The 17,606-nt window shown below is 64.3% G+C and carries 13 protein-coding genes; 4 read left to right on the forward strand and 9 right to left on the reverse strand.

The genetic code is table 11. The annotated features are described in order from the left end of the window. The first annotated feature begins 14 nt into the window (after window positions 1-14). Window positions 15-488 (forward strand): DUF1203 domain-containing protein, encoded by a 474-nt coding sequence (locus tag AAHB08_RS03890; RefSeq protein WP_247626975.1) that lies wholly within the window; start codon window positions 15-17, stop codon window positions 486-488. Window positions 489-592: 104 nt separating this feature from the next. Here the strand turns inward: AAHB08_RS03890 and AAHB08_RS03895 are convergent, their stop codons facing one another. The 4 genes from AAHB08_RS03895 to AAHB08_RS03910 all read right to left on the reverse strand — a co-directional run bounded on the left by AAHB08_RS03895 (window position 593) and on the right by AAHB08_RS03910 (window position 6,794). Continuing rightward, window positions 593-3,805, reverse strand: coding sequence for an ATP-binding protein (locus AAHB08_RS03895; protein ID WP_342058154.1), 3,213 nt, complete (start codon window positions 3,803-3,805; stop codon window positions 593-595). A 160-nt stretch (window positions 3,806-3,965) separates the two neighbouring features. Next, window positions 3,966-4,733 (reverse strand): DODA-type extradiol aromatic ring-opening family dioxygenase, encoded by a 768-nt coding sequence (locus tag AAHB08_RS03900; RefSeq protein WP_342058155.1) that lies wholly within the window; start codon window positions 4,731-4,733, stop codon window positions 3,966-3,968. 298 nt (window positions 4,734-5,031) lie between these two features. After that, the gene (locus AAHB08_RS03905) at window positions 5,032-5,502 is read right to left on the reverse strand and encodes an FKBP-type peptidyl-prolyl cis-trans isomerase (RefSeq protein ID WP_005331844.1); all 471 of its coding nucleotides are present in this window, start codon (window positions 5,500-5,502) and stop codon (window positions 5,032-5,034) included. A gap of 137 nt (window positions 5,503-5,639) precedes the next feature. Continuing rightward, window positions 5,640-6,794: a sodium:phosphate symporter gene (locus AAHB08_RS03910; protein ID WP_025327778.1), complete on the reverse strand. Its 1,155-nt coding sequence runs from the start codon at window positions 6,792-6,794 to the stop codon at window positions 5,640-5,642. 250 nt (window positions 6,795-7,044) lie between these two features. On the opposite strand from AAHB08_RS03910, the gene AAHB08_RS03915 reads away from it, so the two are divergent. Next, the gene (locus AAHB08_RS03915) at window positions 7,045-7,437 is read left to right on the forward strand and encodes a hypothetical protein (RefSeq protein WP_139437520.1); all 393 of its coding nucleotides are present in this window, start codon (window positions 7,045-7,047) and stop codon (window positions 7,435-7,437) included. Window positions 7,438-7,515: 78 nt separating this feature from the next. On the opposite strand, the gene AAHB08_RS03920 is transcribed toward AAHB08_RS03915, so the two are convergent. The 4 genes from AAHB08_RS03920 to AAHB08_RS03935 all read right to left on the reverse strand — a co-directional run bounded on the left by AAHB08_RS03920 (window position 7,516) and on the right by AAHB08_RS03935 (window position 13,842). Next, entirely contained in the window at window positions 7,516-8,826 is a 1,311-nt protein-coding gene (locus AAHB08_RS03920) for an APC family permease (protein WP_139437586.1), read from the reverse strand. A 435-nt stretch (window positions 8,827-9,261) separates the two neighbouring features. Continuing rightward, window positions 9,262-10,641, reverse strand: a complete 1,380-nt coding sequence (locus AAHB08_RS03925; protein WP_139437521.1) for an APC family permease — start codon at window positions 10,639-10,641, stop codon at window positions 9,262-9,264. 208 nt (window positions 10,642-10,849) lie between these two features. Then, window positions 10,850-12,148, reverse strand: a complete 1,299-nt coding sequence (gabT, locus tag AAHB08_RS03930) for a 4-aminobutyrate--2-oxoglutarate transaminase (protein ID WP_342058156.1) — start codon at window positions 12,146-12,148, stop codon at window positions 10,850-10,852. A gap of 230 nt (window positions 12,149-12,378) precedes the next feature. Next, window positions 12,379-13,842 carry an NAD-dependent succinate-semialdehyde dehydrogenase gene (locus tag AAHB08_RS03935; protein ID WP_342058157.1) on the reverse strand — a complete coding sequence of 488 codons (1,464 nt, stop codon included), beginning with the start codon at window positions 13,840-13,842 and terminating at the stop codon, window positions 12,379-12,381. Between the two features lie 309 nt (window positions 13,843-14,151). On the opposite strand from AAHB08_RS03935, the gene puuR reads away from it, so the two are divergent. Beyond that, window positions 14,152-14,763, forward strand: a complete 612-nt coding sequence (gene puuR, locus AAHB08_RS03940; protein ID WP_202046845.1) for an HTH-type transcriptional regulator PuuR — start codon at window positions 14,152-14,154, stop codon at window positions 14,761-14,763. Between the two features lie 49 nt (window positions 14,764-14,812). Beyond that, a complete protein-coding gene (locus AAHB08_RS03945; RefSeq protein ID WP_265436334.1) occupies window positions 14,813-16,090 on the forward strand; it encodes an NAD(P)/FAD-dependent oxidoreductase in 1,278 nt (425 codons plus the stop codon). A gap of 297 nt (window positions 16,091-16,387) precedes the next feature. On the opposite strand, the gene AAHB08_RS03950 is transcribed toward AAHB08_RS03945, so the two are convergent. Continuing rightward, on the reverse strand, window positions 16,388-17,590 hold the full coding sequence (locus tag AAHB08_RS03950) for a transporter (protein WP_342058158.1): 1,203 nt from the start codon (window positions 17,588-17,590) through the stop codon (window positions 16,388-16,390). Window positions 17,591-17,606: the final 16 nt, after the last annotated feature.

The following is a 17,606-nucleotide window of genomic DNA, read 5'->3' on the forward strand; positions in this document are numbered from 1 at the left end:
GAGGGAGTGCCGTGATGAACACCGATTTCAGGATTCAGGGGTTAGAGAAGGGTCTGTTTGCACGCTTCATGGCGATGAGCGAGGAGGAGCTGCAGGGCATCAACGCAAGATGGGTGACGGCCGATGCCAGACCCGGTTACCCGTGCCGGGTTTCCCTGCAGGATGCCATGCCGGGGGAGAGGGTACTGCTGATCCACTTCCTGCACCATGACGTCGACTCTCCCTATCGGGCAGGGGGGCCCATCTTTGTGCGCGAACACGCCGACACTGCGGTGCTGGGTGTCAATGAGATACCGGAGATCCTGCCAGGGCGCCTGCTCTCGGTCAGGTCCTATGACAGGGCGCACATGATGATCCACGCCCAGACCATTCAAGGCAGTGAATTCGAGCGAGCCATTCGTCAGCAGCTGTCGAATGGGGAGGTTGCGTACATGCAGGTACACAATGCCAGCCCGGGTTGTTTCAGCTGCACCGTCAGCCGTGCCTGAGCCAGCTCTGGTTCATGCACCGCTCAAGGCGCAGCCCTGTCTTCAGGGCGGGTCGTGCTCCTTGCCCCGCCGGACAACCGCTCCTCTTGCGAAATGGCGCCCCGTCATGCCTCCCGGCCGAATTCGGCCAGCGCCGCGCGCAGGCGGGCGAGACCTATGGGTTTGAACAGGCAGTCGTTCATGCCGGCGGCGAGGCAGAGCTCCCGCTCCCTGGGCAAGGCGTGGGCGGTAAAGCCCCAGACTGGCAGCTCATGGCCACGGGCCCGCAGGTTGCGGGTCAGTTCGAAGCCGTCCATCACCGGCATCTGGCAGTCGGTGATGACGAGATCGAAGGGGTGGCTGCCGACGGCCCGCAGCGCCTCCAGCCCGTTGCTGCGCACGCTCACCTCGTGTCCCAGGTGCTTGAGCTGCTGGCGCAGCAGGATCTGGTTGGCATGGTTGTCATCCACCACCAGTATCCGCAGCCGGGGCCCTGGCTCCCGCGGGGGGAGGGGGGCCATCACCTGGGGGCGATCCGGGGTGGCCAGGGTCAGGGGCAGTTTTATCTCGAGGCGGGTCCCCCGTCCTGGCGCACTGTCGACGCCTATCTCTCCCCCCATCAGCTGGCACAGGATGCGGGCCAGGTTCAGGCCGAGGCCGCTGCCCGGGTACTGCTCGAGGGAGTGCGCACGGTAGAAGGGGGTGAACAGCCGGGGCAGCTTGTCCGCCGGGATGCCGACCCCGGTGTCTGCGATGACCAAGTGCAGCACGGGGGCCTGCTGGGGGTTTCCCGTCAGGGCGGCGCTGATGCTCACCTCCCCCTGCTCCGTGAACTTGATGGCGTTGCCGATCAGGTTGAAGAGGATCTGGCGCAGCCGAAGGGAATCGATCAGCACGGTCGGCAGGGGGGCGCCGGGCAGCTCGACGCGATAGGCCACCCCCTTTTGCCCGGCCATGCCATGGAACACCCGGGTGACCGACAGTAGCAGCGGCGTCAGCTCGCAGGGGGTCGGGGTCAGGGTCATCTGGCCCGCCTCTATGCTGGCGATATCCAGGGTATCCCCGAGCAGATCCAGCAGACCGTGGGCCGAGTCCGCGGCGATGCGCAGCAGCTCGGCGCTGTGACGACTGAGGGCGGGATCCTCGGTGGCCAGCTCCAGCATGCCGAGGATGGCGTTCATGGGGGTGCGGATCTCGTGACTCATGGTGGCGAGAAAGTCGCTCTTGGCACGGCTGGCGCTGTCGGCCTGCAGCTTGGCCTGGCGCAGGGCCTCCTCCAGCCGCTTGCGGTCCGTGATGTCGATCCAGCCGTCGATCACCCCGCTGATGGCCCCCTCGGCATCGAAGTAGGGCACCATCCAGTGATAGATGTGGGTCTGCCTCCCTTCGCGGTTGAAAATCCGATCGGCGAAGACGGGCTGGCCATGCTGCAGCACCTTTGTAAAGTCCTGCTCCAGGGCGGCGATGCTCCGGGGTTCGATGAGCCCCTCCAGTCCCTGGACAAAGGGGTGCCCCATGACGTCTTCCGGGCGGGCACCGAGCTGGGCCAGGTATTTGCTGTTGCACAGCAAGACCTTGCCGCTCTTGTCCCGCACCACTATGGGGTGGGGCTGGCTCTCCCCGAGCGCCTTGATGAACCTCACGTGGGCCTCCAGCTGCTGGCGGGAGGCCTGCTCGGCGCGGGCCAGCCCCTTGAGCATGAGGTTGCGATAGAGCAGCACCAGGGCCAGGGCGAAGAGCACAGCAAACAGCAGGTAGAAGGCGTGGGCGTGGCGCTCCATGAAGCCGGGCATCGGCAGTTTGCGGTTGCGCCACTCGTAGCTCGTCATGGCCAGCTCGTTGGGCGGGATGGCGAGCAGGGTCTTGTCGAGGATCCCCATCAGCATCTCGTTGCCGGGCTGGCTGGCAAAGCCCATCCGTATGGGCTCGTCATCGGCGGGCCCCGCGATGCGCAACCGGGTTTGCGGATCGTTGTCCAGGGCGTGGCGGGCAAAATAGAGCGGCACTATGGCGGCATCCAGCCTGCCCCCCTCGACGGCCTGCATCGCCTCCTCGGCGCTCTCCATGGTGGTGAGCCGGCTGCCCTTGAGCTGATCGGCGAGCGGGTTGTAGCGGGTCATCCCCACGCGCTTGCCCGCCAGACCCTGCAGCGAGCCCATGCTCTCCTCCCCCTGATGGGTGAGGATCACGTAGATGTCGTCCGTGGCATAGGGGACCGAGGGGCGCAGGCCATAGCGCTCGGCCACGGGCCGGGAGATGGCACCGATGAGATCGAGGCGCCCCGAGCGGATCGCCTTGTCCCGCTGCCGGTCGGAGTCGAAGCGGATGAACTCGAAGGAGAGGCCGGTGCGCTTGCTCACCTTGGCCAGCATGTCGACCGTCATGCCGGTGAGCTGGCCGTCGTGATCCAGGGCGCCATAGGGGTAGAGGTTGTCCATCAGCCACACCTTGATGGGGGGAGACTGGCGCATCCAGGCCTGCTCGGCGGCGTCATAGCGCTCGCTCGCGCCGTCGTTCATGTCACGTATGGGCCCATTCCACTGGCTGAAGATGGCATTGCGGGTCCCGTCGTCGATGGCGTCCAGGCCGCGATTGATGAGGCCGAGCAGGGCCGGCACGCGGGCGGAGACTGCGAAGCGAAAGTCGGCCGGAGCCAGGCTGGGCTGTGCCTCGCCGCGCTGCCTGAGGTGGTCGAAGCGCTCGCTGTTGAGGTAGTGCATGGCGTGGGCGTCGCTGAGCAGTATCTCCTGGCGGCCGAAGAAGACGGCGTCGAAGGCCTCCATGTTGGAGTCATGGGTCACCAGGGTGAGGGTGGGGTAGTAGAGCCTGAACCGCTGCGCGTCTATCTGGCCCTTTACGGCGGCGACGCGCTGGCCCGGGGTCAGCAGTGGGCCCTGATAGGCTTTGGGGGCCGAGAAGACCAGGGCGCTGCTGAAGTAGGGTTGGCTGAGCCGGATCCCGGAGGCCTCGGTGTCCGCCAGGGTCAGGTTGCCGAGGTTGACCAGATCGATTTCTCCCCGGTGCAGGGCGAGCAGGGCGCTCTCCTTGTCGGCGAAGAGCTGCAGTGACAGGGGCTTTTGCAGCATATGGGCGAGGATGCCGAGGTAATCGGCGGAGATCCCCTCGAACCTGTGCCGGGAGACGATCATGCTGAAGGGGCGGTAATCCTGTGCGAGGAGGCCGACCCGCAACTGCCCGGCCTGCCGCAACCAGCCCTGCTCGGCCTTGGACCAGCGGGGAGGGACTATCTCGGGATGGTGGCGGCTGTGCAGGGTCAAGGCCAGCGCAGGCTGGCCGAACAGCAGACAGAGCAGGATCAGTGATCGATAGAGGTTCATCATGCCACCTGGAACGGGACAGCCATCCTTGCCGGGTCTGGGCCAAAGACGGCCATTCTACCGGAAAATGGCTATAACGAGTCCCCTATTTGGTCGCAGCCAGCATGAAAGGCACAAGCATGGCGGTGTGCGCCGCCATGCTTGTCCAGAGTTGCCGGGATCAGCCGAACCGGTAGGCGCCCATGTAGAGGCTGCCATAGTCCCAGCTCTGGTGCAGCCTGGTCGGCCTGTCGTCTCCCGCCGCCCCGAGCGCCACGAACAGCGGGCGCAGGTGATCGTCATGGGGATGGGATTCCACGGCACCCGGTGCCCGGGCCCGATAATCTTCCAGCGCCGCCCTGTCACCCTCATCCATGGCCTGCTCCAGCCAGTGCACGAAGGCGCTCGCCCAGCGGGGCACCGGGCTGTCGTCCGGCCCGAGCGCCCTCAGGTTGTGGGTGATGGCGCCGGAGGCGACTATGGCTATGCCCTGCGCGCGCAGGCCCTGCAGCGCCTCCCCCAGTTGCCACAGCTGGGCCGGGGTGAAGCCGGCCGGAATGGAGAGCTGCACCAGGGGGAGCTCGCTCTGGGGATCCATCAGGGAGAGGGGCGACCAGACCCCGTGATCCAGCTCGCGCTTGACCGGCGTGGCGGGCAGGCCCGCCAGCAGCAGCTGATCGCTCACCGCCTCCTGCAGCCACTGGGGGCTCCTGGCCGGCCAGCGGATCTGGTAGAGAGGATCGGGGAAGCCGTAGAAGTCGTACATCAGGGCCGGGTTCGGCTCGACGTTGAGCTGCGGCTCGCTGCGGCTGAACCAGTGGGCCGAGATCACCACCAGCCCCCTGACGCCCTCGAGGCGCAGCTGTTTCAGGAACCGGGTGGCAGGCTGATCCCGCAGGACCAGATCCGGGGCGCCGTGGGAGATAAACCAGACGGGGGCGATAGCCATGACAGACTCCATATGCGTTATGCCGATGCGTGCTGCGCACCGAAAACCCGAGGTCAGGGCGACATGCCGCTGACGATGTGGTCATTATCTGCCCCAATGATTGGGTTAACAATCAGGCTTTATGGATAAGCACCGTTCACTTTTGGTTGATAGTCTGAGCGGAAAGGACGAACGAAATGGCGCAGAAACGACAACGCCGGCGCATTGCGCCGGCGTTGTGATCAAGGTCCGTCGGAAGTAGCCCCTGACGGGATGCCCCGCAGCGCCACCTCCAAGATCAGCACGGGCCCTGTCGGGTTTATTGAATACCCAGCAGTTCCACATCGAAGATCAGCACCGAACCTGGCGGTATCTTGCCGGCGGCGCGGTCGCCGTAGGCCAGGTTGGCGGGAATATAGAAGCGGGTCTTCTCCCCTTCCACCATCAGTTGCACCCCTTCGGTCCAGCCCTTGATCACCTGGTTGAGGCCGAACTCGATGGGCTCGCCGCGGGCGACCGAGCTGTCGAATACGGTGCCGTCCAGCAGCTTGCCCTCGTAGTGCACCTTCACCTTGCTGGTGGCGGTGGGGTGAACCGTGCCGCTGCCCGGTGTCAGCACCTCGTACTGCAACCCGGAGGCCGTGGTGGTGACCAGGGGCTTCTCCTTGTTGCTGGCGAGGAACTCGGCCCCCTTGCGCACGTTCTCTTCGGCCAGTTTTTTGTTGTTGCTGCTGGAGTAGAAGTAGTAGGCGGCGCCGGCGATCAGCAGGGCGATCAGAATGAATTTCATCGGGTTTTCCTGTTCCTTGAAATCAGAGTGCAATGAAGGGGCATCTTATCCCAGCCGGGGAGGGAGGGCGAGGGGGGATGCCGGAGGATGTGACCGGACGGGCAAGGCACCGGGGGCATCATGCCCCCGGTTCGGATTTACTTGGCGGCCACCATCATCAGGGCGGGCAGGGCGAAGAAGAGCCCGGCCACGTAACCCAGCGCCAGCAGCTTGTTCTCGCTGCCCACCCGGGCCAGGGTCTCGGCGGCCTTGATGGGCAGCTCCCGCAGGAAGGGAACCCCGTAGATGAGCACCACGGCAAACAGGTTGAACAGCACGTGGACCAGGGCGATGGTCAGCGCCAGCTGGGCACCTGCACCGCTGATGGCGGTGGCGGCCAGCAGGGCCGTGATGGTGGTGCCGATGTTGGCCCCCAGGGTGAAGGGGTAGAGCTGACGGGTGGTGAAGACACCGCCGCCGGCCAGGGGGATCATCAGGCTGGTGGTGGTGGAGGAGGACTGCACCATCACCGTCATCAGGGTGCCGGAGGCGATGCCGGTCAGCGGGCCACGGCCCAGCGCCTTGTGCAGCAGCTCCTTGGCGCGGCCCACCATGACCCGTTGCAGCACCTTGCCGAGGCTGGTGACGCAACCCAGGATCAGCAGTATGCCGATGACGATGGTGGCGATGGCGGGGCCCTTGCCCGGCAGGAAGGCGACGGCAGCGTCGATGAGATCCAGGGACGGCGAGATGAGGGGCTTCATGAAGTCCATCCCCTTCATCGACATGTCGGCGGAGCCCATCAGCAGGCCGGAGATCCACTCAGCGCTCTGTTGCAGCAGGCCGAACATCAGCTCCAGCGGCAGGAAGATGAAGACCGCCAGCAGGTTGAAGAAGTCGTGTACCGTGGCGGCGGCGAAGGCGCGGCGAAACTCGCCTCTGTCCCGGATGTGACCGAGGGAGACGATGGTGTTGGTGATGGTGGTGCCGAGGTTGGCCCCCATCACCATGGGGATGGCCATCTCCATGGGCAGGCCACCGGCCACCAGACCGACGATCACCGAGGTGACAGTGCTAGAGGATTGCACCAGGGCGGTGGCCAGGATGCCGAGCAGCAGGGCGACGAAGGGGTTGTTGGCAAAAGCGAAGATCTGGGCCGCGCCCTCGGCGCCACCGGAGAAGCCCTTGAAGCCGTGGGAGACGGCGCCAACGGCGACCAGGATCAGGTAAATCAGCGTGATCACCGCGAGCCAGTTGAACAGGGGGCCGGGACGGCGGGTCTGCTGGGGTGCGGAAGATGCGGTGCTGTGCATATGGCCTCTTGGGGTCGTTCTGCGTTGAAATGGACGGGCGCATTAAAGCAGCGCTCCATGACAGAAATATGACAAAGTGACACTTTTATGATGTTTTGGTGACAGGGCGGCAGGGGGCGTCGCAGACAAAAAGTGTCGGAGCAAACGCCGATATGGCGCCATCCGGCTCAGCGCCGGTCTCCGTCCTTGCACTGAGGCCTCTGGGTTATATGCTGCCAGGCTTTCCTGTCTTCAAACTGAGGAAGTGATGATGCGTGCATGGGTTTTGTGTCTCTCCCTGGGTCTGCTGTCTGCCGGTGCGCAGGCCAGCGTGTTCAAGTCCGAGTGCAACCTCGACAAGGCGGCCAGAAACGAGGCGATGAATGCGACCCTGGGGGTCAAGGGCAACTGCGATGCCGACAAGCTGGTGCGTCAGCAGAAGGAGAAGGCCAAGGCCGAGGTGAAGAACACCACCACGGACGCGCTGGACAAGAAGACGGCGGGGCTGAAAGAGGCGAAGCAGAACACCAAAGCGGCCATGGACAAGCAGAGTGCCGATCTGAAGCAGGCGCAGGACAAGGTCAACCAGACCCGCAAGGACGTTAACGCCGTGGCCAGGGATCCGGTCAAGGCGGCCGCCACCGCGGTGATCAACCAGGGGTGAGGAAGAGTCAGGCGCAGGTCTGCATGCAAGAAGGGGAGCCATGGGCTCCCCTTCTGTTTGGCTGTCGTCGGGCCGGTCTTACTGGCCGTCGGCCGTCTCCTCGTACTGACGGAAGGGGATGCGGAACACGGCGAGGCGCAGGAACAGGTAGGTGACCCCGATCCCCGCCCAGATGAGACCAAGCTCCAGGGAGCTTTGCTCCAGGTTGATCCAGAGCGCCCCTATGGTGGCGGCCCCCAGCAGCGGCAGCACCAGGAACAGCAGGTGCTCCTTGAGGCTCTTGTTGCGCTGCTCGCGCACCCAGAACTGGCCGATGACCGACAGGTTGACGAAGGTGAAGGCCACCAGGGCGCCGAAGTTCACCAGCGCCAGCGCCATGTCCAGATCGAACGACACCGCGGAGAGCGCCAGGGCCCCCACCAGCAGCACGTTGATGGCCGGGGTGCGCCAGGTGGGGTGGATGTAGCCGAACACCCGCTCCGGGATCATGCGATCGCGCCCCATCACGTAGAGGATGCGGGACACGCCGGCGTGGGCCGCCATGCCGGAGGCGAGCACGGCCGCCGTGGTGCACACCAGCACCACGCTCTGGAACAGGGTGCCGCCGACGTAGAGGGCGATCTCCGGCAGCACGGCGTCCGGCTCCTTGAAGCGGGCCAGATCCGGGAAGAAGAGCTGCAGGCTGTAGGAGACGGTGACGAAGATGATGCCGCCGATGAGGGCCGTCAGCACGATGGCGCGAGGGATCACCTTGCCGGCGTTCGGGGTCTCTTCCGACAGGGAACTCAGGCCGTCGAAGCCGAGGAAGGAGAAGCAGAGAATGGTGGCGCCGGTGAACAGCGGCAGCATGCCGGCGGACTCCAGGTGGAAGGGGCGGCTGCTCAGCAGGGTGCCCGTTCCTTCGCCGTGCAGCAGTCCCCAGGCGATGAGGCCGAGGAAGGTGAGGATGATGGCGACCTGGATGAAGACGATGAAGCCGTTGAGGTTCGCCACCAGCTTGATGCCGCGCAGGTTCAGGAAGGTCATGACCGTCACCAGGCCGAAGATGAAGATCCAGGGATCGACGTTCGGGAACATGGCGGTCAGATAGATCTTGGCCAGCAGGATGTTGATCATCGGCATGAACATGTAGTCGAGCAGGGAGGACCAGCCCACCATGAAGCCGACATAGGGGTGGAACACCTTCTGGGCATAGGTGTAGGCGGAGCCCGCCGAGGGGAAGCGACGCACCAGGTGGCCGTAGCTGAAGGCGGTCAGCAGAATGCCGCCGAGCGCCAGCAGGTAGGCGGTGGCGACCCGGCCCTCGGTGATGTCACCGACGATGGCGAAGGTGTCGAACACGGCCATGGGGGTCAGATAGGCCAGGCCCATCACCACCACTTGCCACATGCTGAGGGTTTTTATCAGACGAACGGGTTGCTGGCTCACTCAGGCTCCCTCCTTGCACGGCTGGCAGGAGGTGGAATGGCGTGAGGCCATGGGACTGGTTTCTCGCATCCGCAGCGAAGCGGTATGCAAACCACAGACGTTGGTCGCGCGGCGACCAAAGCAGGTTCCGGTGGCAACCGGAGACAAAGCCAATAAGAGCCCCATGTTTTTCCTCATTGCGGCATTAGGTTCATCTGAACCTAGATATCATTTCCGGAATGGTTCCGGCCTCGAAGTAGACACTTGTTTTCAAAATGAAAAATAACCGATGTGAGGATCACATCGGTTATTCAAATCGGCGCGCATTTTGCCCCAGATGGGGGGGGATGACAAGCCAGGATCGGCATTCCCGGCAAGAGAATGCACAAGGACAGGGTTTACATCAATAAACCGCGCCTATTCAGGTGTCGACGGCAGGGGGGCCAGCCCGCTGCTGGCAAGGCTTGCCGCCTGCTGGCTCGGCAGCGAGACCCGCCAGACCGTGGTGCGCAAAAACAGGTAAATCCCGCCGATGGCGGCCCAGATCAGCCCCAGCACCAGGGAGGTCTGCTCCAGGTTGAGCCAGAGTATGGCCACGGTCCCGGCCCCGAGCAGGGGCAGCACCAGGTATTGCAGGCGATCCTGCCAGGTCTTGTTGCGCCCCTGACGCAGGTAGTAGCAGGAGATCACCGACAGATTGACCACGGTGAAGGCCACCAGGGCGCCGAAGTTGATCAGCGCCAGGGCGATCTCCAGATCGAAGCTGACGGCCGACAGGGCCAGCAGGCCCACCAGCAGTATGTTGAACACCGGGGTGCGCCACTTGGGATGGATATAGCCGAAGGTGCGCTGGGGCAGCACCTTGTCCCGCCCCATCACGTAGAGGATGCGGGAGACCCCGGCGTGGGAGGAGAGCCCCGAGGCCAGCACCGCCACGCAGGCACAGACCAGCACCACGCTCTGGAACAGCTTGCCGCCGACGTAGAGGGCGATCTCCGGTAGCACGGCGTCCGGCGCCTTGAAGCGGGAGGCATCCGGGAAGTAGAGCTGCAGGGCATAGGCCACCACCACGAAGATGAGGCCGCCAAGCAGGGCGGTCAGGATGATGGCTCTGGGGATCACCTTGCCGGCCTCCGGGGTCTCCTCGGAGAGGGCGCTCAGGCTGTCGAAGCCGAGGAAGGAGAAGCAGAGGATGGTGGCCCCGGTCAGCAGCGGCAAGATCTCTGTGCTGCCGCTGTAGATGGGCTGCAGGCTGAGGGTGCCGAGCCCTTCCCCCTGATAGACCCCATGTGCGATCAGGCCGAGGAAGACCAGCATGATGGCCACCTGGATGAAGATGATGAGACCGTTGAGATTAGCCACCAGATCGATGCCGCGCAGGTTGATGGCGGTCATCAGCACCGTCATGCCGAGGATGAAGATCCAGGGCTCGACGCCGGGGAAGAGGGCGCTCAGATAGATCTTGGCCAGCAGCATGTTGATCATCGGCAGGAAGATGTAGTCGAGCAGGGAGGACCAGCCCACCATGAAGCCCACCACGGGGGAGAACTCCCGCTGGGCATAGGTGTAGGCCGAGCCCGCGATCGGGTAGTGACGCACCATCTTGCTGTAGCTGGAGGCGGTGAACAGCACCCCGACCAGGGCCAGCAGGTAGGCGGTGGTGACATGACCCTGGGTGATGTCGGTGACGATGCCGAAGGTATCGAACACCACCATGGGGGTCATGTAGGCCAGGCCCATCACGACCACTTGCCACAGGGTCAGGGTTTGTTTCAGTCGCGCAGGGCGTGGGGCCATGGGGCCTGTCTCCTAAGAATGCAGTGGTGAAGGGCCCGCCTGCCGAGCAGGGACAGGGCCCTATGACAGGGTGACTGGTCACAGAGGGAGCCAAGTGCTCCTGCCATCATTTTTTGGGGGCGAGATGATACCGTATAAGCAGGCCATCCGCGATGGACGGCCTGTCGTTATCTGACGATATTGTTCGTGCCAGCGAGAACCGCGGGCACTAACCCTGACTGGCGGCGGCCAGCGCCTGCTCCAGCAGGTCGAGTCCCTCGTCGATCAGCGCCGGGGAGGCAGTGAGGGGGGCGAGGAAACGGATGACGTTGGCCCGCACGCCGCAGGCCAGCAGCACCAGGCCGCGCTTGCCTGCCTCTGCCACCAGCCGCCTGGTGAGATCCGGGTCCGGTTTGGTGGCATCGCGCCCCTTGACCAGCTCCATGGCCACCATGGCGCCGGGGCCGCGGATGTTGCCAATGCTGTCAAACCGCTCCGCCAGCTGGTGCAGACGCCCCTTGATCTGCTCTCCTTGCACCAGGGCTTGCTGGTTCAGGCGCTCCTCCTCGATGACCTCCAGCACCGCCAGGGCGGCGGCGCAGGCGATGGGGGATCCCGCATAGGTGCCCCCCAGGCCACCGGGCTTGGCGGCGTTCATCACCTCGCTCTTGCCCACCACGGCGGAGAGCGGGAAGCCGCCCGCCAGGCTCTTGGCCAGCGTCATGATGTCCGGCTCGACGCCGCTGTATTCGGTGGCGAAGGTCTTGCCGGTGCGACAGAAACCTGTCTGGATCTCGTCGCAGATGAGCAGGATGCCGTGCTGATCGCAGATCTTGCGCAGGGCTTGCAGGAAGCTCGGGGAGGCGACATAGAAGCCCCCCTCACCCTGCACCGGCTCTATGATGATGGCGGCCACCCGGGCCGGCTCTATGTCGGCGCTGAAGCAGAGATCCAGCGCCGCCAGGGCATCGGCCTCGCTCACCCCCAGGTAGTCGGCCGGGAAGGGCAGGTGATAGACCTCCCCCGGGAAGGGGCCGAAGCCGGTCTTGTAGGGCACCACCTTGCCGGTGAGCGCCATCCCCATCATGGTGCGGCCGTGGAAGCCCCCCTTGAAGGCGATGGTGCCGCTGCGACCCGTGTGGGCGCGGGCGATCTTGATGGCGTTCTCCACCGCCTCGGCGCCGGTGGAGAGGAAGAGGGTGCGCTTGGGGGTCGGCCCCGGCACCAGGGCGTTGAGCTTCTCGGCCAGCTTGATATAGCCCGGGTAGGGGGTGACCTGGAAGCAGGTGTGGCTGAACTTCTCGAGCTGCTCGCGCACGGCGGCGACCACCCTGGGGTGGTTGTGACCGGTGTTGAGCACGGCGATGCCGGAGGCGAAGTCGATGTAGCGGTTGCCCTCCACATCCCACAGCTCGGCGTTTTTCGCCCGGTCGATGAAGACCGGCAGCAGGGTGCCGACCCCCTGTACCACGGCCGCTTCGCGGCGCGCTTGCCACGCCTGGTTTGAATGCTGTTCTGACTGACTCATCTTTCCTCCCTGAGGGGCATGGGCCCCTGATATTCCTGTGCAATCTGCTCATCGATTGAACCGCGCTGCCATCTGGCAGGGCGGCATGTCCGGTGCGGTGCGCGGGTGGCGTGCCGCAGGGTGCCGTCGACGCTCTCGTGAGGCCGAGCGAGCGCCCATGTCTATCTATAAAAACGATGGACGGGTGTCAGAGGCATCTTTTTCGGCGATGCCTTTGTGGGTCATGGGCATCAGCGGATGCCGCCGAAGCAGAGGTATTTGGTCTCGAGGTACTCCTCCAGCCCCTCTGCCGCCCCTTCCCGACCCAGCCCCGACTCCTTGATGCCGCCAAAGGGGGCCAGCTCGGTCGAGATGATCCCCTCGTTGATGCCCACCATGCCGTACTCCAGCTGCTCGGCCACCCGCCACACCCGGGCGATGTCGCGGCCATAGAAGTAGGCGGCCAGGCCATAGGGGGTGTCGTTGGCGATGGCGATGGCCTCGGCCTCGGTTTCGAAGCGCACCAGCGGCGCCACCGGCCCGAAGATCTCCTCCTGCAGTATGGGATTGTCCGGGGTCACGCCGGTCAGGATGGTGGGGTGGTAGAAGAGCGGGCCGGCGGGGTGGGCTTGCCCCCCCACCAGCACGCGAGCCCCGGCGGCCTCGGCCTGGCTGACCAGGGCGGCGACCTTGTCGGCGGCGGCGGCATTGATGAGGGGGCCTATCTGGGTGCCTTCCCCCATGCCATCCCCCACCTTGAAGGCGCGCACCGCGGCGGCCAGCTTCTCGGCGAAGGCGTCATGGACGCTGGCCTGCACCAGGATGCGGTTGGCGCAGACGCAGGTCTGGCCGGCGTTGCGGTATTTGGAGGCGAGGGCCCCGGCCACGGCGGCGTCGAGATCCGCATCGTCGAACACGATGAAGGGGGCGTTGCCACCCAGCTCCAGAGAGAGCCGTTTCATGGTGTCGGCGCACTGGCGCATCAGGAGCTTGCCGATGCGGGTGGAGCCGGTGAAGGAGAGCTTGCGCACCCTCTTGTTGCTGCACAGCTCATTGCCCACGGCCGCCGCCTGATGGGAGGTGACTATGTTGATGACCCCGGCGGGGATGCCCGCCTGCTCGGCCAGGGCCGCCAGCGCCAGCGCGCACAGGGGGGTCTCGGCGGCGGGCTTGATGACGATGGTGCAACCGGCGGCGAGTGCCGGGCCCGCCTTGCGGGTGATCATGGCGATGGGGAAGTTCCAGGGGGTGATGGCGGCCACCACGCCCACCGGCTGCTTGATGGTGGCCAGGCGCCGGTCACCGGAGAAACCCGGGATGGTGCGGCCATAGGCGCGCTTGCCCTCTTCCGCGAACCACTGGATGAAGCTGGCGCCGTAGGCCACCTCCCCCTTGGCCTCCGCCAGCGGCTTGCCCTGCTCGCAGGTCATGATGCGGGCCAGTTCATCCTGACTGGCCATGATGAGCTCGAACCAGGCGTGGAGCCGGCTGCCGCGCTCCTTGGCGGTGAGGGCGGCCCAGGCGGGCTGGGCTTTGTGGGCCGCCGCGATGGCGAGCCGGGTGTCCGCCTCGTCCATGTCGGGTACCTGGGTGATGAGCTGGCCGGTCGCCGGGTTCAGGACCTCGAACCTTTGTCCGCCATGGGCCTCGCACCAGCGGCCATCTATATAGGCAAGGGACTTGATCAGGGAGAGAGCGGGTTGTGATGCTGACATAGATAGGAAGCCTCGATTGTTGGTCTGGGTGGCCGACTCATCCCGTGGTGCCACCGTATAGAATAATAAGCACCTAACGACCATAAAGTGAGCCGAAATGTTTTTCAAGTGTTAAATATATTTGAGTGAACGGGGCGCTGCATGCTAGAAATGGGGCTGTCAGGACGATTCTAGCGTCTCTCATTGTGTTGGGTGTGCAAAATAATGAACGCTCTCGGCTGTGCAGGATAGCGAACAGGGTGCCGGGATTGACGCATTATATTAACCAGCCGCCACAAGGTATTCGAATGGCCATACAAGGAGGTGGGGATGCAGCAACCACAAGGTGAGGTCCAGTGGCAGACCATGACGGATAACCCCTTGTCTGACAAAGGGATGGATAAAACCATGGGGGAGCGGCTCGCCCTCCTTCGCCGTAGTCTCGGGCTCTCCCAGCGCCGGGCCGCCGAGCTGAGCGGCCTGACCCACGGTGCCATCTGCATGATAGAGCAGAACAAGGTGAGCCCCTCGGTCGCCTCGTTGCAAAAATTGCTCTGCGTCTACGAGCTGCCGCTCTCCCGCTTCTTCGCCGAGGAGGAGGCGCGGGCGCCGAGCGTGGTGATCAAGGCGGAGCAGCTCATCGAGCTGGGCAGCCAGGGGGTCTCCATGAAGCTGGTGCACAACGGCAACAATCGTCGCCAACTCGGCTTCATGCTGGAGACCTATGCCCCCGGCACGGACACCGGGGGCCAGGTCAAGCACCTGGGGGAGGAGGTGGGCACAGTGCTGGAAGGCTCTGTCGTGCTGAGCCTGGCCGGGCAGACCTATGAGCTTTGCGCCGGGGACAGCTATGTGATCGACACCGGCGAGCCCCACAGCTTCAGCAATCCGTCGGGGCAGGTCTGCCGCATCGTCAGCGCCCACACCCCCGCCAGCTTTTGACATTGAACAGCGCGAATATTGGAAACGAACCGGTAAGGAAACAGGGATCATGACCGAACATGTAAAGAGTTACTACGCAGCCAGTGCCAACAAACACGCCCCCTATCCCACGCTCACCGAGCAGCTTGAGTGCGACGTCTGCGTCATCGGGGCCGGGTATACCGGTCTCTCCAGTGCCCTGCACCTGGTGGAGAAGGGCTACAAGGTGGTGGTGCTGGAAGCCGCGCGAGTCGGCTTCGGCGCCAGCGGTCGCAACGGCGGCCAGATCGTCAACTCCTACAGCCGCGACATCGACACCATAGAAGCGAACTGCCCGCCGGATCAGGCCAGGCTGCTCGGCTCCATGTTGTTTGAGGGGGGAGAGATCATCCGCGAGCGGATCCAGCGCTACAACATCCAGTGCGATCTGCAGCAGGGGGGCGTCTTTGCCGCCGAGACCGAGAAGCAGCTCCACGAGCTCAAGGCACAACATGCTCGCTGGCAGAAGTGGGGCAACGATCAGCTGGAGCTGCTCGATGCCGACGGGGTGCGGGAGGTGGTGGCAAGCGATCGCTACGTCGGTGCCCTGCTGGACAAACGCGGTGGTCATATTCACCCCCTCAACCTGGCGCTCGGGGAGGCGGAAGCCATCCGCATGCAGGGGGGGCAGATCTTCGAGCAATCCGCCGTCACCAGCATCACTCCCGGCCAGCCGGCTCTGGTCAAGACCGCCAAAGGGGCGGTGAAGGCGCGCTTCGTGGTGGTGGCCGGCAACGCCTACCTCGGCAACCTGGTGCCCGAGCTGGCGAGCAAGAGCATGCCGTGCGGCACCCAGGTCATCGCCACCGAGGTGCTGGGGGAGGAGCGGGCCCGCGCCCTGCTGCCGCAAAACTACTGCCTGGAAGATTGCAACTACCTGCTCGACTACTACAGAACCACTGGGGATCACCGGCTGATCTACGGCGGCGGCGTGGTCTACGGCGCGCGGGATCCGGCGGACATAGAGCGGCTGATCATCCCCAAGATGCTCAAGACCTTCCCCCAGCTCAAAGACGTCAAGGTGGAGTACACCTGGACCGGCAACTTCCTGCTCACCCTGTCGCGCCTGCCGCAGTTTGGTCGCATCGGCCCCAACATCTACTACATGCAGGGTTACAGCGGCCACGGCGTCACCTGCACCCATCTGGCGGGCAAGCTGCTCTCCGAGGTGCTGAGCGGTCAGGCGGAGCGCTTCGATGCCTTTGCCAGGCTGCCGCACTACCCCTTCCCGGGCGGCCGCCTGCTGCGTATCCCCTTCACCGCCGCAGGAGCCGCCTGGTATACCCTGCGAGACAGGCTGGGGGTGTGACGCCCATAAAGGGCATAGCGCTATGGCGCCATGACTGTTGAATGGTGAAGGACGTGAGTCTCTGGTGATTAGGCTGTCGCATAAGGGAAGTGGCAAGCCATTCCCTGTATCGCAGCGAGGGCACCCCAGGCACTTCTTTCAGGGGAAGCGGCTGCCCACAGGTGCCCGCCGGCAGCCAGGAGGCAGAACGACAGAGGGAGGCATCATGCCTCCCTCTGTTCTGGGTGAACAACCTGGATCCGCTTCAATGGCATGGGACCCTCATCTGCCCGCTCAGGCTGCATCGACTCGCCGCTCTCAGAACCTATAGGGGAAACGCAGCCCTAGGCTGTAGTCAGGCGCATCCGTGGTGAGCCCTGCCGACCAGTTGACTGCCATGGAGAGCTTGTCCGTGATGGCCCAGGTGGACCCCATACCGAAACTGGCCGCATTGGCATCGGAGCCGGTCACCTTCTCCATGTCAAAGCCTTCGGCCCCCTGGCTGGATTCGAGGGTGATGCGCTGGTTGATGTTGAAGGAGAGGCTGAAGCGCTCGTTCAGTGCAAACGCGACCCCCAATCCATATTCATACCAGTCACCGAGCTGGATGCTGCCGGGTTGATCGCCGGGCTGGTAGGAGACATCGTCAAAGTCTTGCTTGAGGCTGTGGCCATAGTTGAGGTTGGCGAACAGGATGGCGGGATCCAGGGTCTTGACCAGGGAGAAGCCGGTGGACAGCTGCCAGAGCCCGTTGCCGGTGGCGAGCTCCTTGGGGACCATCAGGTTGCCAGATTCTGAGGTCATGAGCTCTATCCCGTAGGGATCCTTGCCGGTCGGCGCCTTGGCCCGCAGGTTCCAGACCAGATCCGGCCAATCTTCATCCTCGGCCAGGACCCTGTAGTAGATGGCGAGACTGAGATCGCCGAGCCCGCCATCGCTGACGCTCTGCTCCTCAAAGTCGCGGCTGGAGTTCTCCTTGCCGGTGCTCTGATAGTTGGTGTTGCGATACATGTAGGGCACCGCAAGTTCCAGCTGCCAACGATCATTGAGGGTGTAACGGGTCACCAGATCGGCCGTCCATTGATCCGAGCGGACCCTGTCCAGGTTGATTTCGCCCAGGAAGATGGCGTCCAGCGCCAGGAAACCGCGCAGGGCGAGATCCTTGCGGTTGTAGTGCTGATAAGAGAGGCCGAAGTCGAGGGTCAGCGCGCGATCGAACACGTTGTGTTGCTCGATCATCAGGTCTTCGGTACTGCGACCGACTTCCGGCGTGCGCCGTGCCGTATCGGGTTGGGAGGAGGCTGCGACGGCGGCCCCGCTTGTTCCTGCTGTGGCGGCAGGCGTGGCCCCCGAGGCCTTGACGGCCTCCAGGCGAGCCTGTAACTGATGGAGGGCCTGATTCTGCTGGATCAATTGCTGACGCAGCTGATCCAGCTGTTGTTGCAGGGCCTCTTCTTCTGCAGTTGCGCCCCAGCAGGTGAAGGGGGTCAGTGCAATCAACAGCATGGTCGACTGTTTCATCGAGATACGTCCTTGT

It is taken from the genome of Aeromonas sp. OTU364 (assembly GCF_038440395.1).
Lineage (GTDB): Bacteria > Pseudomonadota > Gammaproteobacteria > Enterobacterales > Aeromonadaceae > Aeromonas.